This window comes from Streptomyces sp. NBC_00690 (genome assembly GCF_036226685.1).
Lineage (GTDB): Bacteria > Actinomycetota > Actinomycetes > Streptomycetales > Streptomycetaceae > Streptomyces.
The window spans coordinates 4,969,260-4,985,000 of record NZ_CP109009.1; the positions used below are offsets into that span (position 1 = coordinate 4,969,260).

A 15,741-nucleotide genomic window follows, 5' to 3' on the forward strand; every position below is an offset into this window, starting at 1 on the left:
GGGCTCCGGCCCGGCGGCCTTCCGCCACCCACCGTGCCGCTTCGTCGGCCGCCCCGTGTCCACACATGTCACCGGGTGCGGATGGCTGCCGGTGGTACGAACAGGGGCGGATCTCCTTCACCCCGCCCCACGGCCGCGAACGCCACCGTGCAGACCCCGGACCGGTCGCTCCCTGCTCCGCGGCCCGCCCCCGGCCCCGTACCCTGTCTGCGTGGTGGAACCAGTGGCGCGCACCCCGGGCGCGAGGGACGTGAAGGTCGTCCTGTCGACGGCCTCCGTCTATCCGGAGTCGACGGCGACGGCCTTCGAGATCGCCGCGCGCCTCGGCTACGACGGCGTCGAAGTGATGGTCTGGACGGACCCGGTCAGTCAGGACATCGAGGCGTTGCGCCGGCTCTCCGACTACCACCGGGTGCCGATCCTCGCGGTCCACGCACCCTGTCTGCTGATCACCCAGCGGGTCTGGTCCACCGACCCCTGGACCAAGCTCCAACGCGCCCAGGCGGCTGCGGAGCAGCTGGGGGCGTCGACGGTCGTCGTCCACCCGCCCTTTCGCTGGCAACGCCAGTACTCCCGCGACTTCGTCAGCGGCCTCTGGCGGATGGCCGACGAGACGGACGTGCGCTTCGCCGTCGAGAACATGTATCCGTGGCGCTACCGGGACCGCGAGATGCTGGCCTACGCGCCCGAGTGGGACGTCACCAAGGACGACTACCGCCACTTCACGATCGACCTCTCGCACACGGCCACCTCCCGGGTGGACACGATGGCCATGGTCGACCGGATGGGCGACCGGCTGAGCCATGTGCACCTGGCCGACGGCAAGGGGTCCGCGAAGGACGAGCACCTGGTGCCCGGGCGGGGTGACCAACCGTGTGCGGAACTGCTGGAGCGTCTGGTGCGAACGGGCTTCGACGGCCATGTGGTCGTCGAGGTCAACACGCGCCGGGCGATGTCGGCGGCCGAACGGGAGGCCGACCTCGCCGAGGCGCTCGACTTCACCCGCCGCCATCTGGCCGCCCATGCGCCGACCGACGCACGGAAAGTGCCCGGCCCATGACGGACGCCCCCGCTCCGCGCCGCCGCGGACGTCCGGCCCGCGCCGCTGCCCAGGAGGGTCCCGGTGCGCGGGAGCGCATCCTGGACGCCGCCCGCACGGAGTTCGCCGAGCGGGGCTACGACAAGACGACCATGCGCGGCATCGCCCGGGCGGCGAATGTGGACGCGGCGCTGGTCCACCACTACTACGGCTCCAAGGACGACGTCTTCGCCGCCGCCATCGAGGTGTCCTTTGAACCGGCGCTGGCCGTGACGGCGATCCTGGGCAAGGGCACCGAGGGGATCGGCGAACGCATCGCGCGTTACTTCATCGGCGTCTGGGAGAACCCCGTCTCCCGTGGCCCCCTGCTCGTCGTCATCCGCTCCGCGCTCACGCACGAGGCGGCGGCGAAGGTCCTCAGGGGGTTCGTGCTGCGGCGGCTGCTGGAGCGGATCGCGGCCGAGCTGGAGGTGCCGAACCCGAAGTTCCGTGCGGAGCTCGCGGCCTCCCACATGATCGGGATCGCGGTCCTGCGCTATGTGATCCAGGTGGAGCCCTTGGCGTCGGCCGATCCGGAAGAGATCATTTCCCAGGTGGCGCCCACGCTTCAGCGCTATCTGACCGAAGCCTGAGCCCGAGCGGTCCCGCGCGCAGCCCCGGCCGCGTACCGTTGCATCGAACCCCTGAATGCGGCGGTGGCCGTCCGGCCCGCCCCCGTGGCCCCGTACCGGCCGCCCACGGGCTGACGGGAGTGCCCGCTCCCTGAGCAGTACATCCCACATTGCGGACATAGTGTCCAGATCTTGGTCCGTCGGCGTACGCTCGTGGGTGGCGACAAGTCTCTTACTACCGAGGAGCGAGCGACGATGCCCGAGCTGAGGTCCCGCACAGTCACCCACGGCCGCAATATGGCGGGCGCCCGCGCCCTTATGCGTGCCTCTGGCGTAGCGAGCGCGGACATCGGCAAGCCGATCATCGCGGTCGCCAACTCCTTCACCGAGTTCGTCCCCGGCCACACCCACCTCCAGCCCGTCGGCCGGATCGTGAGCGAGGCCATCAAGGCGGCAGGCGCCATTCCGCGTGAGTTCAACACCATCGCGGTCGACGACGGCATCGCCATGGGCCACGGCGGAATGCTGTACTCGCTCCCGTCCCGCGACCTGATCGCCGACAGCGTGGAGTACATGGTCGAGGCGCACTGCGCCGACGCCCTGATCTGCATCTCCAACTGCGACAAGATCACCCCGGGCATGCTGAACGCCGCCCTGCGGCTCAACATCCCGACCGTCTTCGTCTCCGGCGGTCCGATGGAAGCCGGCCAGGCCACCCTCGTCGACGGAACCGTCCGCAAGCTCGACCTGGTCAACGCCATCTCGGACGCGGTCGACGAGAGCATCTCGGACGAGGACATCCTCCGCATCGAGGAGAACGCCTGCCCGACCTGCGGCTCCTGTTCCGGCATGTTCACCGCCAACTCGATGAACTGTCTGACCGAGGCCCTGGGCCTGTCCCTGCCGGGCAACGGCTCGGTGCTCGCGACCCACACGGCACGCCGCGCCCTCTACGAGAACGCGGGCCGCACCGTCGTGGAGATCACCCGGCGGTACTACGAGGAGGACGACGCCACCGTCCTGCCCCGCAACATCGCCACGCGTGCCGCCTTCGACAACGCCATGGCGCTCGATATCTCCATGGGCGGCTCCACCAACACGATCCTGCACCTGCTGGCGGCGGCGCAGGAGGCCGAGTTGGACTACGACCTCGCCGACATCGACGCGGTCTCCCGCCGCGTCCCCTGTCTGGCCAAGGTCGCGCCCAACGTCGCCCCCCAGGGCACGTACTACATGGAGGACGTCCACCGGGCCGGGGGTATCCCCGCGATCCTGGGCGAGCTCTACCGGGCGGGCCTCCTCGACGAGGACGTCCACACGGTCCACTCCCCTTCCGTCAAGCAGTGGCTGGAAACCTGGGACGTCCGGGGCGGCTCCCCGTCCGACGAGGCCGTCGAGCTGTGGCACGCCGCACCGGGCTGTGTGCGCTCCGCCGAGGCGTTCTCCCAGTCCGAGCGGTGGGAGACGCTGGACACGGACGCCGCCCTCGGCTGCATCCGCGATGCCGCGCACGCCTACAGCAAGGACGGCGGGCTCGCGGTTCTCAAGGGCAATCTGGCCGTCGACGGCTGTGTGGTGAAGACCGCCGGTGTCGACGAGTCGATCTGGACCTTCGAGGGCCCCGCGGTCGTCTGCGAATCGCAGGACGAGGCCGTCGACAAGATCCTCCGCAAGGAGATCAAGCACGGCGACGTGGTCGTCATCCGCTACGAGGGCCCCAAGGGCGGCCCCGGCATGCAAGAGATGCTCTACCCCACCTCGTTCCTCAAGGGACGCGGTCTGGGGAAGACGTGCGCGCTGGTGACGGACGGCCGCTTCTCGGGCGGTACGTCGGGTCTCTCCATCGGCCACGCCTCTCCGGAAGCGGCATCGGGCGGCACGATCGCGCTCGTCGAGAACGGCGACCGCATCCGCATCGACATCCCGAACCGTTCGATCGAGCTCCTGGTCTCCGATGAGGACCTGGCCGCCCGGAAGGCGGCTCTCGGCGGCGTGTACGCGCCGAAGAACCGCGAGCGCAAGGTGTCCGCGGCCCTCAAGGCATACGCGGCGATGGCGACGAGCGCCGACAAGGGCGCGGTCAGGGACGTCAGCAGGCTGTCCTGACCCATGGTCCTCAACTCCGCGGCTCGCGCCCGGGGCGTGGACGCCAGCAGTGGAACGATCGGGCCCGTCCGGCAGCCGTGCCGGGCGGGCCCGGTGCTTTCCGAGGGCCCGGGCCAAAGTCGGTCAGGCCCGGCACGCCTCCTCGGCACCGCCCAGACCCCGCAAGCCGTCGACCGTCGAGCAGCGCAACGGGCCGCGGGGCCTACCAGCGCCTGGGATCCTTCGCGTCCACGGCGAACACCGATCCGTTCGGCGCCGTCCCGAAGACCCGCCCCGACGTCACCACCGGCTCGTACAGCACCGAGGAGAAGGTGTAGCGCCCGTCGTTCATCCGCGGCTCGGTCTGCCCGATCAGCCTCCCGGCCACCGCGTCCACCGCGAGCAGCCGTCCGTCGCCAGCCGCCACGTACATCGTGCGGGCATCGCCCGCGGGGCGGGACAGATGGGTGACCGAGGTCTCCAGACGCCACAGTTGAGCGCCCGCCTCCACATCGATCGCCAGCAGTGCTCCTCCCGAGCCGCTCAGCCGGACGACCTCGCCGACCACCGCCGCTTGGGCCTGGTCGACGGGTACGTCGAGGGCCACCCTGCGGACCTTGCGGGCACCGGGCTTCGTACCGAGCCGCACCACGGCGTCCGTGTAGTCGTCGGCGTTGGTGGAGAGCAGATGCAGCGCGTCGTCCGTCGCCGACACGGGGGTCAGCGTTCCGGTGAGCCGCTCCTGCCACAACTGTTTGCCGTCCGTGGGGTCGACGGCGATCACCGAGGTCGACGCACCGTCTCCGGAGGGGGTGGCCGCGAAGACGGGACCCCTCCCGTGCGGCGTCGAGATCCACTGCGTGCCGACTCCGCCGTGGCGCTCTTCCCACCGACGGGCACCCGTTGCCGCGTCGAGTGCCCGTACGGTGCCGGTGCCCACGAGCAGCACGGTGTCCCCGGCATGGCGCACGGCCGAGTACGCCGAGGTCTTCACACTCCAACGGACCGCGCCCGACGCGGGATCCAGGGCCTCCAGCAGACCGGCGTTCGGTGTCACCACATGGACCAGGCCGCCCGCGAACACGGGTGCCTTGACCCGCCCGTCCTCGCGGGCGCTCGGATCAGCCCCGGGCCCGGGCCCAGACTCGGTACCGGCCCCGGCCTTCGACCAGAGCGTTGTGCCTCGCTGCGGGTCCAACCGGGCCGCTGTGACGCCGGGCGCGGCGCAGTAGAGGGCGGAGCCGTCCGAAGGCGCCGTGCACACCGGGGTCTTGTCCTCGCGTCCGGCCTTCCCGAGGAGAACGTCCCAGCCCGTGAAGCCCCGGCTCACCACCACCGAATCCTGCGATGCGGAGACCTCGACCTCATCCTGGGCGCGCACCACCAGAACACCGGTCACCACCAGTGCCACGACGGCTGCGCCCGCCGCCGCCCACCGCAACCGGTGACGCTGCCAGACGGACCGTCGCCGGTCGGCCTCGGGGGCGTCCTCGCTGGGGTCGGGCGTCCGGGGAGCCGGTATGTACGCCTGGGTGTCATAGCCGCTCGACGGGGTCGAACTCCGCAGCGCGACCATCACCTCATGGGGGGTGGGCCGCTCGTCCGGGTCCTTGGCGAGACATCGCCGCAGCAGCGGTACGAGGTCCTCGGGCACCCCCGCCAGATCCGGTTCATCATGGACGACTTGGTACGCGACGATGTACGGACTGTCCGAATCGAAGGGGCCGCGCCCGGTCGCGGCATGAACCAGGACCGCCCCCAGCGCGAACACATCGGCGGCGGGACCGACTTCCCTCGGCCGCTGGAACTGCTCCGGCGCCATAAAGGGCGGAGTCCCGATTAGTTTCCCGGTCTCGGTGCGCAGATCGCTGTCCGAAGGGCGGGAGATACCGAAGTCGATCACTTTGGGGCCGTCGGAGGCGAGCAGCACATTGCTCGGTTTCAGATCGCGATGGACCACCCCCGCCCGGTGGATGTCGCGGAGCGCTTCGGCAAGACCGGCCCCGATCCGACGTAGCTCCATACCGTTCAGCGGGTTCCGCTTGACCTGTTCTGCAAGGGTCGGTCCGTCGATGAACAAGGTGGCCATCCAGGGCCGTCCGGCCTGCGGGTCGGCGTCCACGACTGATGCGGTGAAGGCCCCGCTCACCTTTCGCGCCGCCGCGATCTCCTGCCGGAAGCGTGCTCTGAACTCCGGGTCGGATGCGTGCTCACCGTGGATGACCTTGACCGCCAAGCGGAGCCCTGAGTCCGAGGTGGCGAGATGCACCACTCCCATGCCGCCGGTTCCCAGGCATGACTCAAGGCGGTATTGCCCGGCATATTCCGGATGTTCCGCTTCCGGAGACTGTCCGGTACTGCGCAGTGGTGGCATCTCCACCCCCGTGTTCTTGGAGCGCACGACTGGTCGGAGCCTAGTCGATGGTGCGTGCGATCCAGGGATGGCTTGTTGCCCTCCGCGGGGCGTACCGTACGGAAACGCCTATACAGCAACGGGGGAGTTTGCAATGGGACTTGAAGAAGTACGTCCGGAAACAGATGGTGCAGCCGAGGCGGGCGATGTCTCGCCCCGCAGCTCCACGCGCTATCCGGTCGCACCCGGCTACCGGGTGAACGTCCGCAGCGGACCGGGGACACAGCACGACATCGTCAGGGTGCTGCCGTACGGGGCACGCGTGCCGATCAACTGCCAGAAGCCGGGGGAATGGATCACCGGTCCCTATGGCACGACCAACATCTGGGACTGCATCGCCAACGGCCAGTTCATCTCCGATGCCTATGTGCAGACCGGCAGCGACGGGTATGTGACGATCCGCTGTGCCTGACACCGGTGGCGCGTTGACGCCCTCGGGGCCGTCGGTCGGTTCGAGGGCCTGGGTGGTTCGGGCTGTCTGGATGGCTCGCGTCGCTCCGTAGCGCTCGGAGTGTTCGGCTGGCCCCCGGTGACTTCGACCGGCTCTGACGCTCCGGGTGCCTGGGGGCCTCTGCCCCAGGCACCCGGAGCGTTGGCCGTGTCCGGTGGCAGCAGGGCAGCGAGCCGCCCGGGCATCGTTGGGTCGCCCGGGTATCGGCTTTGCGTGGGAGAACGGGCCCCCGGGGAGATGCGCCCCAGGCCCGTAGCCGCAGGCACTTCGCCACGCGCAGCGCCGTTCCACGGGTCCGTCCGTGCCCACTGAGCCGCGCCTTGCGATAATCGGCGCGTGAGCGAGCAGAGCACCACCACCAGCACCGCCGGTCCGGGGCAGGGCGCCGAAGCGGAGACGGGCCCCCGGCCCGAGCCCATCCGCTTCTTCGGCACCACCTGGGTGGACCGTGACGGGGGATACGGGCTGCGCCGCGCGGGCCTCGCCATCGGTGCCCTGACGGCCGCCGTCGCGGGAGCGCTGGTCCTGCGCTTCGCCTACCAGGGCCTGACGATCGCCGAGGTCGGGGGCTTCGTCAACGCACTGGTCATCGTCATGCTCGCGGCGTGCAGTGCGATCGCCTTCCGCAAGACCTGGGAGGGTTTCACCCGTCGCCCGACCGGCCCGATCGCCGCACCCGACTCGCTGCGCAGCCTCAAGGCCGTCGGATTCATCGGCGTACTCCTCGCCTACGCGGTACGTGCGCTGCTGGAGGCCCCCGGTGAGTCGCTGCACCGCGAGGAGTACGAGATCGCCCGGGCCCGGTACGACCGGCGCCGCAAGGCCCGCACCGGCAACCCGGCCACCCGCAAGGGCAGGGCGGGAAGGTCCGCCAGGGCGCGCCGCCGATAGGGCTGATAGAGCCGATAGAGCCGATAGACCGGACCCGCCGGCACGGAAAACGGACGAGCAGCAGACGAGCAGCGGACGAGCCAGGATGGATCTGCCATGACCGAACCCACCTCGCCGGCCCGGGCGAGGGCGCTGTCCTTCGACACTGCGGCGGCCCACTACGACAGCGCGCGCCCCGGCTATCCGCCCGCGCTCTTCGACGCAATCGAGGAGATCACCGGCCGTTCGCTCCACGGCATGCGCGTCATCGACGTGGGCGCAGGCACCGGCATAGCCACCCGGCTGCTACGAGCCCGGGGTGCACGGGTTACCGCGGTGGAACCCGGTCCCGGCATGGCCGCCCAACTCCGCCGCACCCTCCCCGACACCCCGCTCGTCCTCGGCTCCGGCGACGCCCTGCCCCTGGCGGACGGCAGCGCCGACCTGATCACCTACGCCCAGTCATGGCACTGGACGAACCCGGCCCGCTCCCTGCCCGAGGCGCTGCGGGTGCTGAGGCCAGGTGGGGCGCTCGCACTGTGGTGGAACGTCGCCGATCTGACCGTTCCCTGGATCGCCGCCCAGGCCGCCCGCATGAGCACCGAATTCGCCGACGGGGCGTACGGCGCCCCCGGCGACTCACGCCGGCTGCCCGACCAGGTCCCCACTCGGGAGCGTGTCGTCTCCTGGACCCGGGAGCTCTCCGTTGACGCCCATCTGGACAATCTCTCCAGTCACTCCCTCTTCCTCACCATGAGGCAGGACGAAGCGGCACGATTCCTCGCCCGCGAACGGGCCGAACTGCTCAAGGCGTTCCCCGACGGAGTCCTGCACGAGGAGTACGAGGTCCAGCTGACCGTCACATTCCGTCCGGAGCGACCGTCGCACGCGTCGAACCCGCACGCGTAGAACCTGCTGCACGCGTGGAACCCGCCGCGGACGCAAGAACGCACCGAGGAGAAGGGCAAGGGGGGAACGATGGCCGCACTGGCCGAGTTCGAAGAACAGCGCGGACGGCTGTGGGGCATCGCCTACCGCATGAGCGGGTCCGTCGCGGACGCCGACGACGCCGTGCAGGACGCCTGGCTGCGCTGGTCGGGGCTGCCCGACGGCACGGCGGACGACCCCCGGGCGTATCTGACGACCGTGATCAGCCGTATCTGCTACGACCGGTTGACCTCCGCCCGGGCGCGCCGCGAGCAGTACACCGGCCCCTGGCTGCCCGAACCCCTGGTCACCCAGGAAGGCCCGGAGGAGCGGGCGGCCCTCGATGAGTCGGTGAGCATCGCGCTCCTGACCATGCTGGAACGGCTCGGCCCCACCGAGCGCACCGCACTGATCCTCCACGACGTCTTCGCCGTGCCCTTCGCCGAGATCGCCGAGGTGGTCGGCCGCAGTCCCGATTCCGTACGGCAGTCGGCCTCCCGCGCCCGCCGTCGGGTCCGCGCCGAGGCGCCCGGCCGTCCGGTGGCGCGTGCCGAGCACCGCAAGGCCGTCGAAGCCTTCGCAGCCGCCGTGGTGGCAGGGGACTTCGAGGCACTTCTGAACATCCTCGACCCCGATGTCATCTGGCGGTCGGACGGCGGCGGCAAGGTCATCGCCGCTCGGCTGCCGGTGCTCGGCGCCGAGAAGGTGGCCCGCTTCGCCCAGCATCTGATGCGCGACTTTCACCCGGACCGGATGTGGATGGTCATGCGGGAGGTCAACGGCGCGCCGGGAGTGCTCGTCGCCGACCACACCACCGGCTATACGGCCGTCTTCTCCTTCACGGTGGACCAGGGGCGCATCCAGGAAGTCAACGCCATGCTCAACCCGGACAAGCTCTCCCACCTCGATCTGGATGCCCTGCGCTGATCTGTGACCGGTGCCATGTCACAGATCAGCGGCCCACCTCGTCCCCCTTACATGACGACGAAACGCGACAAGCAGCAGATCATCGTTCTCGGCGCGGGCTATGCGGGATTGCTGGCCGCGCTGCGGCTGGCACCGCACGCCCACGTCACCCTGGTCGATCCGGCCGACCGCTTCACCGAACGGGTACGTCAGCACGAACTCGTCGCCCGACCGGCAACGAACGATCTCCCGCTGGCCTCGCTCCTGCGCGGCACCGGTGTGCGCCACCTCCCCCGACGGGTCACGGCACTCGACCCGCTCGCCCGGAAGATCACCACGGACGACGGACAACTCCTCGACTACGACTGTCTGGTGTACGCCCTCGGCAGTCGTACGGCCGTTCCGACCGGCGTCCCCTCTGTACGTTCCGCACCTCGGCAGTCTGCTGGATCCCCACTCACCGGTGAACTCGCGCCGCTCGAAACCGCGGACGCCTCCCCTCGCTCCGAACCGGCTGCCCCGCAGGTCTTCACGGCAGAGACCACGCCGGCCCTGTGCACCCTGACCCGAGACCGCAGCGGCTTCCTGGCCGTCGTCGGCGGCGGGCTGACCGGGATCGAACTGGCCGCCGAGCTGGCCGAGTCACGACCTGCTTGGGACGTACGCTTGTTGACCGCGGGTGAACTCGCGGTCGGCCACTCGACGCGGGGCCGGGACCACGTTCGGAGGGTGCTGACGGCGCTGGGCGTACGCATCGAGGAAGGGCACACCGTGGCGGACCCGCTGGACGTGGACGCCGATGCGGTCGTGTGGGCGGCGGCCATGGTCCCCCATACGGCCGTGGCCGCGGAGGCTGGCCTCGCACTGGATCCAGCCAGCGGCCGGGTCGCCGTGGACGCATCCCTCCGCTCGATCAGTCATCCGGAGATCTACGCGGTCGGCGATGCCGCAGCCGCCCACTCGTCACGGGCGGGTTCGCTGCGCATGGGCTGTGCCGCGGCGCTGCCCACCGGCTCCCATGCGGCGACCGCGATCATCGCCGAACTCCGGGGCCGTGCACCCGAGCGGCTGGACTTCGGCTACCGGCTCCAGTGCGTGAGCCTGGGCCGCCGCGACGGCCTGGTCCAATTCGTCCGTCACGACGACAGTCCACGGGACCGCGTCCTCACCGGTCGTACGGCCGCTTGGGCCAAGGAACGCATCGTCCGTTCCACGGTCAGCGTGATGGGCCTGGCGCGGCGAGCTCCGGACACCATCGGGCGGCTGCCGGGCTTCTGACGAAGCGCTCAGCTACCGAAGCACTCCGTGTTTGCCGAGGCACTCGGCCCTTGCGAGGCACTCGGCCCTTGCGAGGCGCTCAGCCTTTGCGAGGTGCTCAGCCTTTGCGAGGAGCGAACCGTCCGGACAATCCCACGAACAGCCAGACCAGTACACCCATCCACAGTGCGTCCTCCACACCGCCCATGAAGCTCCGCGCACTCAGCGTCGTGTTCACCACGACATCGGCCAGGGCCATCGACGCACCGGGCACCATGGCGACTCGCCAGGGGTGCTCGCGGGCCCAGCGCCGTATGCGTCGATCGCTGGGGGAATCGGTGTCGACCGCGACGGGCAACCCGGTGCTGTCAGTGGATCCGGCCGTCAGTGAAGCCGCCGACCTGCCGCCGATCACGGCCCCGGCGCCGCCCACGACGAAGAACAGCATCAGCGCGAAGGACAGGGCTCCGGCGAGCAGTTCCAGGCTCACGCCTCCCAGGGCGCCGAGGCCGAAGACGACGACGCCTCCCGAGCCACCGGTTGCCGCGGCGGTCCGCCAGGGGCCGAGCGTCGTCGCCGCGACCGCCAGTTGACGCCGCTCGGCCTTGGAGATCTGGCCGTGCTGGTTCATGTGTCCGCTCATGCCTTCAGCTTTCTCTGGGTGCCCCCCGAAGCGCCATGGGGGATCCCCCTGACGCACCCCCCATCTCTTGACGGGACGGTCACCCGACAGCATTATTCATCACATGATGAATTCCTCTGATGTGGCCGTCCTGGCCCGCGGTCTCACCGTCGTACGAGGAGCCCGCACCGTCCTGCGCGGCATCGACTTCACCATTCCGCCCGGTCGAATCACCGGCCTGCTCGGCCCCTCCGGCTGCGGAAAATCCACCCTGATGCGCGCCGTCGCCGGCACCCAGGCAAAGGTCAGCGGCACGCTCGACATCCTCGGCAGCCCGGCCGGTCACGCCGCGCTCCGCTCCCGCATCGGCTATGTCACCCAGGCGCCCTCCGTCTACGACGACCTGACGGTCCGACAGAACCTGGACTACTTCGCCGCCGTGCTCCACCCCGGACGGCACCAACGAAAACTCCGCCAGGACCACGTCACCCGCTCCATCGCCGATGTGGACCTCACCTCCCACACGGACGCCCTCGCGGGACGCCTCTCCGGAGGCCAGCGCAGCCGGGTCTCGCTCGCCGTCGCCCTACTGGGCACGCCCGAACTCCTCGTCCTCGACGAACCCACCGTCGGACTCGACCCCGTACTGCGCCGAGACCTCTGGAGCCTCTTCCACCGGCTCGCAGCCGACCGCGGCACGACGATCCTCGTCTCCTCCCACGTGATGGACGAAGCCGAACGCTGCCACCGCCTCCTCCTGATGAGAGAAGGCGAGATCCTCGCCGAGGACAGCCCCGCTGCCCTCCGTCTGCGCACCGGCACCGAAACGGTCGAGGCGGCCTTCCTCCATCTGGTCGACGCGACCGGCACCCGCCCCGCTCCCGACCCGGGCCTCCCGCCGCACCACCCACCCGGGGGCACCACGGCAGCGTCCCCAGATCCCGGCACCCAGCCCGAAAAGCCGACCGCAACTGAAGAGTCGACCGTGACCGAAGAGTCGACCCGAACCGGTCAGGAGAACGCCCGATGAGCATCTCCCGCACCCTCGCCACCGCGGCCCGGGTACTACGTCAACTGCGCCACGACCGAAGGTCCATCGCCCTGATGGTCCTCGTCCCCTGCGTGATGCTGTTCCTCCTGCGCTATGTCTTCGACGCCAGCCCCCGCACCTTCGACTCCATCGGCGCCGCACTCCTCGGGATCTTCCCGCTGATCACGATGTTCCTGGTGACCTCCATCGCCACCCTGCGCGAACGCACGTCGGGCACCCTGGAACGCCTGCTCGCCATGCCCCTCGGCAAGGGCGACCTGATCACCGGCTACGCCCTGGCCTTCGGTGTCATCGCCATCGCCCAGTCCCTCCTGGCCACCGGCCTCGCACTCTGGGCTCTCGGCCTTGACGTCGTCGGCTCCCCCTGGCTGCTCCTGCTCGTCGCCCTCCTGGACGCACTGCTGGGCACGGCGCTCGGTCTCTTCGTCTCCGCCTTCGCCACCTCGGAGTTCCAGGCGGTCCAGTTCATGCCGGCCGTGATCTTCCCCCAACTCCTCCTCTGCGGTCTGTTCACCCCCCGCGAGAACATGCAGCCCATCCTGGAGACCATCTCCAACGCACTGCCCATGTCGTACGCCGTCGACGCCATGACCGAGGTCCTCCGCCATCCCGACCCCACCGGTGCCTTCGTCCGGGACGTCCTTGTGGTCGGGGGCTGCGCCGTCCTGGTCCTCGGTCTCGGCGCCGCCACCCTGCGTCGCCGCACGGCCTGACCGGGCGCGACAGCAAACACAGCCGACACAGCCATCACGGCCGCGACAGCCACCGGCCAGGAAGCCCCGACCCTCCCCTTGGACCGCACCCCACCCCCATCCCCTTCGATCCTTGGCATTTCCTTCCGATCGTTTCCTCCTTCACTTCTGACAGGACGATCAGCCCACGGAGACGGTGCCGCCGGGCGGGAGCAGCTTCGCGAGAGCGGCCCGCCCCCGAGACAACCGGGCCTTGACCGTCCCCGTCGGCGAGCCCGTCTCCTGTGCGACCTGCTCCACGGTCAGATCGCACAGATGGTGCAGCACCACGGCCCTGCGCTGAGCCTCCGGTAACTGCCGCAGGGCCTGGACGATCACCAGATGCTCCAGCCCCGGCTCCAGCACCCGCTCCGCCGCGCCGTGGCCGCAGACCAGCTCGCGCCATCTCCTCGCCCTACGCCAGCGGCTCACCGCGAGCCGCACCGCCACCGTCCTGACCCATGCCTCGGGAGCCCTGTCCGCCAGGACGGACGCACGACGACACCAGGCCCGGACGAACGCCTCCTGAACCACGTCCTGCGCCTCACCGTGATCACCCGTCAACGCGGTCAGTTGTCCCACCAGCCTGGGGAACGCGGTTGCGTACAGGGCGTCGAACTCGTCCTCCGTCACGCGCCGTAGGAGCCTCCCTCGGGCCATCAGGTTCCACAGGAGCCATCAACACCCTCAGCCGTACCGCCCTGTGGACGTCACGGCGCCACCGCGGCGCCAATGCGAGTATGAGCAGCACGAACCCCCATCGGCGAGGTGAACACAGCCCATGACCCAGACAGTCGCAGTCCTCGGCACAGGCAAGATCGGCGAGGCCCTGCTGAGCGGGATGATCCGAGCCGGATGGCGGCCTTCCGACCTTCTGGTCACCACCCGTCGCTCGGATCGCGCAACGGAACTCCACACCCGCTACGGGGTCGAACCCGTCACCAATGCAGAGGCCGCCAAGCGGGCCGACACCCTCATCCTGGCCGTCAAGCCCCAGGACATGGGCAAGCTCCTCGACGAACTCGCCCCGCACGTCACCACCGACCGCCTGACCATCAGCGCGGCTGCGGGAATTCCCACCTCCTTCATCGAGGAGCGCCTGTCACCGGGAGCTCCTGTCGTCCGTGTCATGCCCAACACCCCGGTCCTCGTCGACGAGGGCATGTCCGTGATCTCGGCCGGTAGCCATGCCACCCCCGATCACCTCGCGCACACCGAAGCGATCTTCGGCGGAGTCGGCAAGACCCTGAGGGTTCCCGAATCCCAGCAGGACGCGGCCACCGCCCTGTCGGGCTCCGGGCCCGCGTACTTCTACTTCCTCGTTGAGGCCATGACCGACGCCGGAATCCTCCTCGGCCTACCGCGCTCGCAGGCCCACGACCTGATCGTCCAGGCCGCCATCGGAGCCGCGGTCATGCTCCGCGACAGCGGTGAGCACCCCGTAAAGCTCCGTGAAGCCGTCACCTCCCCCGCGGGCACCACCATCAGCGCCATCCGTGAACTGGAGAACCACGGTGTCCGCGCCGCACTCATCGCCGCGCTTGAGGCTGCCCGTGACCGCAGCCGAGAGCTGGCCTCCGGCAACGGCTGACCCGTGCACCCACCGCCGCGACGCCTCGGCGGTGGGCCACGCGGATCAGCCTTGACGAGGCTGCTGGTGCCACCGACCCTCTGACTCAGGCGCCGGGGAGCAGTCCCATCGCCGCGTAGGCGGCATCGACTCTCGGGCGGGCCATGGCCCTGGCCCTCTCGGCACCGCGCTTCAACACTTCATCGACATGCCCCCCGTCCGCCGCAAGTTCCGCGTGACGCTCCTGCACCGGCCTCAGCAGCTCCACCACGGCTTCGGCCGTGTCCCGCTTCAACGCTCCGTACGACTCATATACACCGGCCAAGGCTTCTGGGTTCCCTTGGCAACAGGAGGCGAGGATCTCCAGCAGATTTGCGATGCCGGGGCTTCGCTCGCGGTCGTACTCGACCTCGCGACCGCTGTCCGTGACCGCACGCATGATCTTCTTGCGCACCATGTCCGCGTCGTCCAGCAGATAGACGATGCCAGCCGTTGCAGCGTGGGACTTCCCCATCTTCGACAGCGGGTCCTGAAGGTCCATGACCCGAGCGGCCACGGACGGATGGGTGGCCTTCGGCACCGTGAAGGTGTGCCCGTACCGCTGGTTGAACCGCACGGCTAGATCCCGGCTGAGCTCAACGTGCTGCGTCTGGTCCTCGCCGACCGGCACTTCATCGGTCCCGTAGGCGAGGATGTCCGCCGCCATCAGCACCGGATAGGTCAGCAGGGACAGCCGGACACTCTCCCCGGCGGCCCGAGCCCGTGCCCCCTTCTCCTTGTACTGGATCATGCGCCGCAACTCACCGTCGGTCGCCGTGCACTCCAATAGATAGGAGAGCCGGGTGTGCTCCGCCACGTGACTTTGGACGAACACGGTGCACAGTTCTGGGTCGAGCCCGGCGGCCAGCATGAGCGTCGCCGCCTGTCGGCTGAGCCTGCGCACGCGTCCCGGGTCGTGGTCCACGGTCAGCGCATGCAGATCGACCACGCTGAACAGCGCGTCCGACTGGTGCTGGTCGACTTCGACCCAGCGGCGCAGCGCTCCGAGATAGTTGCCCAGCGTCAGGTGCCCCGTGGGCTTGATGCCGCTGAAGATTCGCTTGGTCACCGTTGTCCCTCTCCTGCCGTGGCCGCAGCGCTGGCGGCCGGCTCCTGGGGAGAGCAACAAAAAGGCCGCCGAGGCGGCGGCCGATGAGTACGCGCGTAGG

Annotated in this window: 15 protein-coding genes; 11 read left to right on the forward strand and 4 right to left on the reverse strand. The window is 69.7% G+C overall.

What is annotated here, in order from left to right:
- The first annotated feature begins 211 nt into the window (after window positions 1–211).
- The 3 genes from OID54_RS21730 (at window position 212) to ilvD (ending at window position 3,756) form a co-directional block, all read left to right on the forward strand.
- Window positions 212–1,060 (forward strand): sugar phosphate isomerase/epimerase family protein, encoded by an 849-nt coding sequence (locus tag OID54_RS21730; protein WP_329021858.1) that lies wholly within the window; start codon window positions 212–214, stop codon window positions 1,058–1,060.
- A complete protein-coding gene (locus OID54_RS21735) occupies window positions 1,057–1,671 on the forward strand; it encodes a TetR/AcrR family transcriptional regulator (protein WP_329021860.1) in 615 nt (204 codons plus the stop codon). Before OID54_RS21730 ends, OID54_RS21735 begins: the two co-directional genes overlap by 4 nt.
- Window positions 1,672–1,905: 234 nt before the next feature.
- Complete coding sequence (gene ilvD, locus OID54_RS21740; protein ID WP_329021862.1) at window positions 1,906–3,756, forward strand: dihydroxy-acid dehydratase; 1,851 nt, start codon at window positions 1,906–1,908, stop codon at window positions 3,754–3,756.
- 202 nt (window positions 3,757–3,958) lie between these two features.
- Here ilvD and OID54_RS21745 read toward each other — a convergent pair whose 3' ends face one another.
- Window positions 3,959–6,109, reverse strand: a complete 2,151-nt coding sequence (locus OID54_RS21745) for a serine/threonine-protein kinase (protein WP_329027697.1) — start codon at window positions 6,107–6,109, stop codon at window positions 3,959–3,961.
- A gap of 133 nt (window positions 6,110–6,242) precedes the next feature.
- Between OID54_RS21745 and OID54_RS21750 the strand changes: the two genes are divergently transcribed.
- The 5 genes from OID54_RS21750 (at window position 6,243) to OID54_RS21770 (ending at window position 10,580) form a co-directional block, all read left to right on the forward strand.
- A complete protein-coding gene (locus tag OID54_RS21750; protein ID WP_329021864.1) occupies window positions 6,243–6,560 on the forward strand; it encodes an SH3 domain-containing protein in 318 nt (105 codons plus the stop codon).
- A gap of 375 nt (window positions 6,561–6,935) precedes the next feature.
- Window positions 6,936–7,490 (forward strand): hypothetical protein, encoded by a 555-nt coding sequence (locus tag OID54_RS21755; RefSeq protein WP_443055658.1) that lies wholly within the window; start codon window positions 6,936–6,938, stop codon window positions 7,488–7,490.
- Between the two features lie 96 nt (window positions 7,491–7,586).
- On the forward strand, window positions 7,587–8,378 hold the full coding sequence (locus tag OID54_RS21760; RefSeq protein WP_329021866.1) for a class I SAM-dependent methyltransferase: 792 nt from the start codon (window positions 7,587–7,589) through the stop codon (window positions 8,376–8,378).
- A gap of 69 nt (window positions 8,379–8,447) precedes the next feature.
- The gene (sigJ, locus tag OID54_RS21765; protein ID WP_329021868.1) at window positions 8,448–9,323 is read left to right on the forward strand and encodes an RNA polymerase sigma factor SigJ; all 876 of its coding nucleotides are present in this window, start codon (window positions 8,448–8,450) and stop codon (window positions 9,321–9,323) included.
- Between the two features lie 51 nt (window positions 9,324–9,374).
- Complete coding sequence (locus tag OID54_RS21770; RefSeq protein ID WP_329021870.1) at window positions 9,375–10,580, forward strand: NAD(P)/FAD-dependent oxidoreductase; 1,206 nt, start codon at window positions 9,375–9,377, stop codon at window positions 10,578–10,580.
- 97 nt (window positions 10,581–10,677) lie between these two features.
- Here the strand turns inward: OID54_RS21770 and OID54_RS21775 are convergent, their stop codons facing one another.
- Window positions 10,678–11,202, reverse strand: coding sequence for a hypothetical protein (locus tag OID54_RS21775; RefSeq protein WP_329021872.1), 525 nt, complete (start codon window positions 11,200–11,202; stop codon window positions 10,678–10,680).
- Window positions 11,203–11,305: 103 nt separating this feature from the next.
- On the opposite strand from OID54_RS21775, the gene OID54_RS21780 reads away from it, so the two are divergent.
- Window positions 11,306–12,211: an ABC transporter ATP-binding protein gene (locus OID54_RS21780; protein ID WP_329021874.1), complete on the forward strand. Its 906-nt coding sequence runs from the start codon at window positions 11,306–11,308 to the stop codon at window positions 12,209–12,211.
- The gene (locus OID54_RS21785) at window positions 12,208–12,945 is read left to right on the forward strand and encodes an ABC transporter permease (RefSeq protein WP_329021876.1); all 738 of its coding nucleotides are present in this window, start codon (window positions 12,208–12,210) and stop codon (window positions 12,943–12,945) included. Before OID54_RS21780 ends, OID54_RS21785 begins: the two co-directional genes overlap by 4 nt.
- Before the next feature lie 159 nt (window positions 12,946–13,104).
- Here OID54_RS21785 and OID54_RS21790 read toward each other — a convergent pair whose 3' ends face one another.
- Complete coding sequence (locus OID54_RS21790; RefSeq protein ID WP_329021879.1) at window positions 13,105–13,596, reverse strand: SigE family RNA polymerase sigma factor; 492 nt, start codon at window positions 13,594–13,596, stop codon at window positions 13,105–13,107.
- A gap of 148 nt (window positions 13,597–13,744) precedes the next feature.
- Here OID54_RS21790 and proC point away from each other — a divergent pair, with 148 nt between their 5' ends.
- Window positions 13,745–14,554 (forward strand): pyrroline-5-carboxylate reductase, encoded by an 810-nt coding sequence (gene proC, locus OID54_RS21795; protein WP_329021882.1) that lies wholly within the window; start codon window positions 13,745–13,747, stop codon window positions 14,552–14,554.
- An 85-nt stretch (window positions 14,555–14,639) separates the two neighbouring features.
- Here the strand turns inward: proC and trpS are convergent, their stop codons facing one another.
- The gene (gene trpS / locus OID54_RS21800; protein WP_329021885.1) at window positions 14,640–15,641 is read right to left on the reverse strand and encodes a tryptophan--tRNA ligase; all 1,002 of its coding nucleotides are present in this window, start codon (window positions 15,639–15,641) and stop codon (window positions 14,640–14,642) included.
- Window positions 15,642–15,741: the final 100 nt, after the last annotated feature.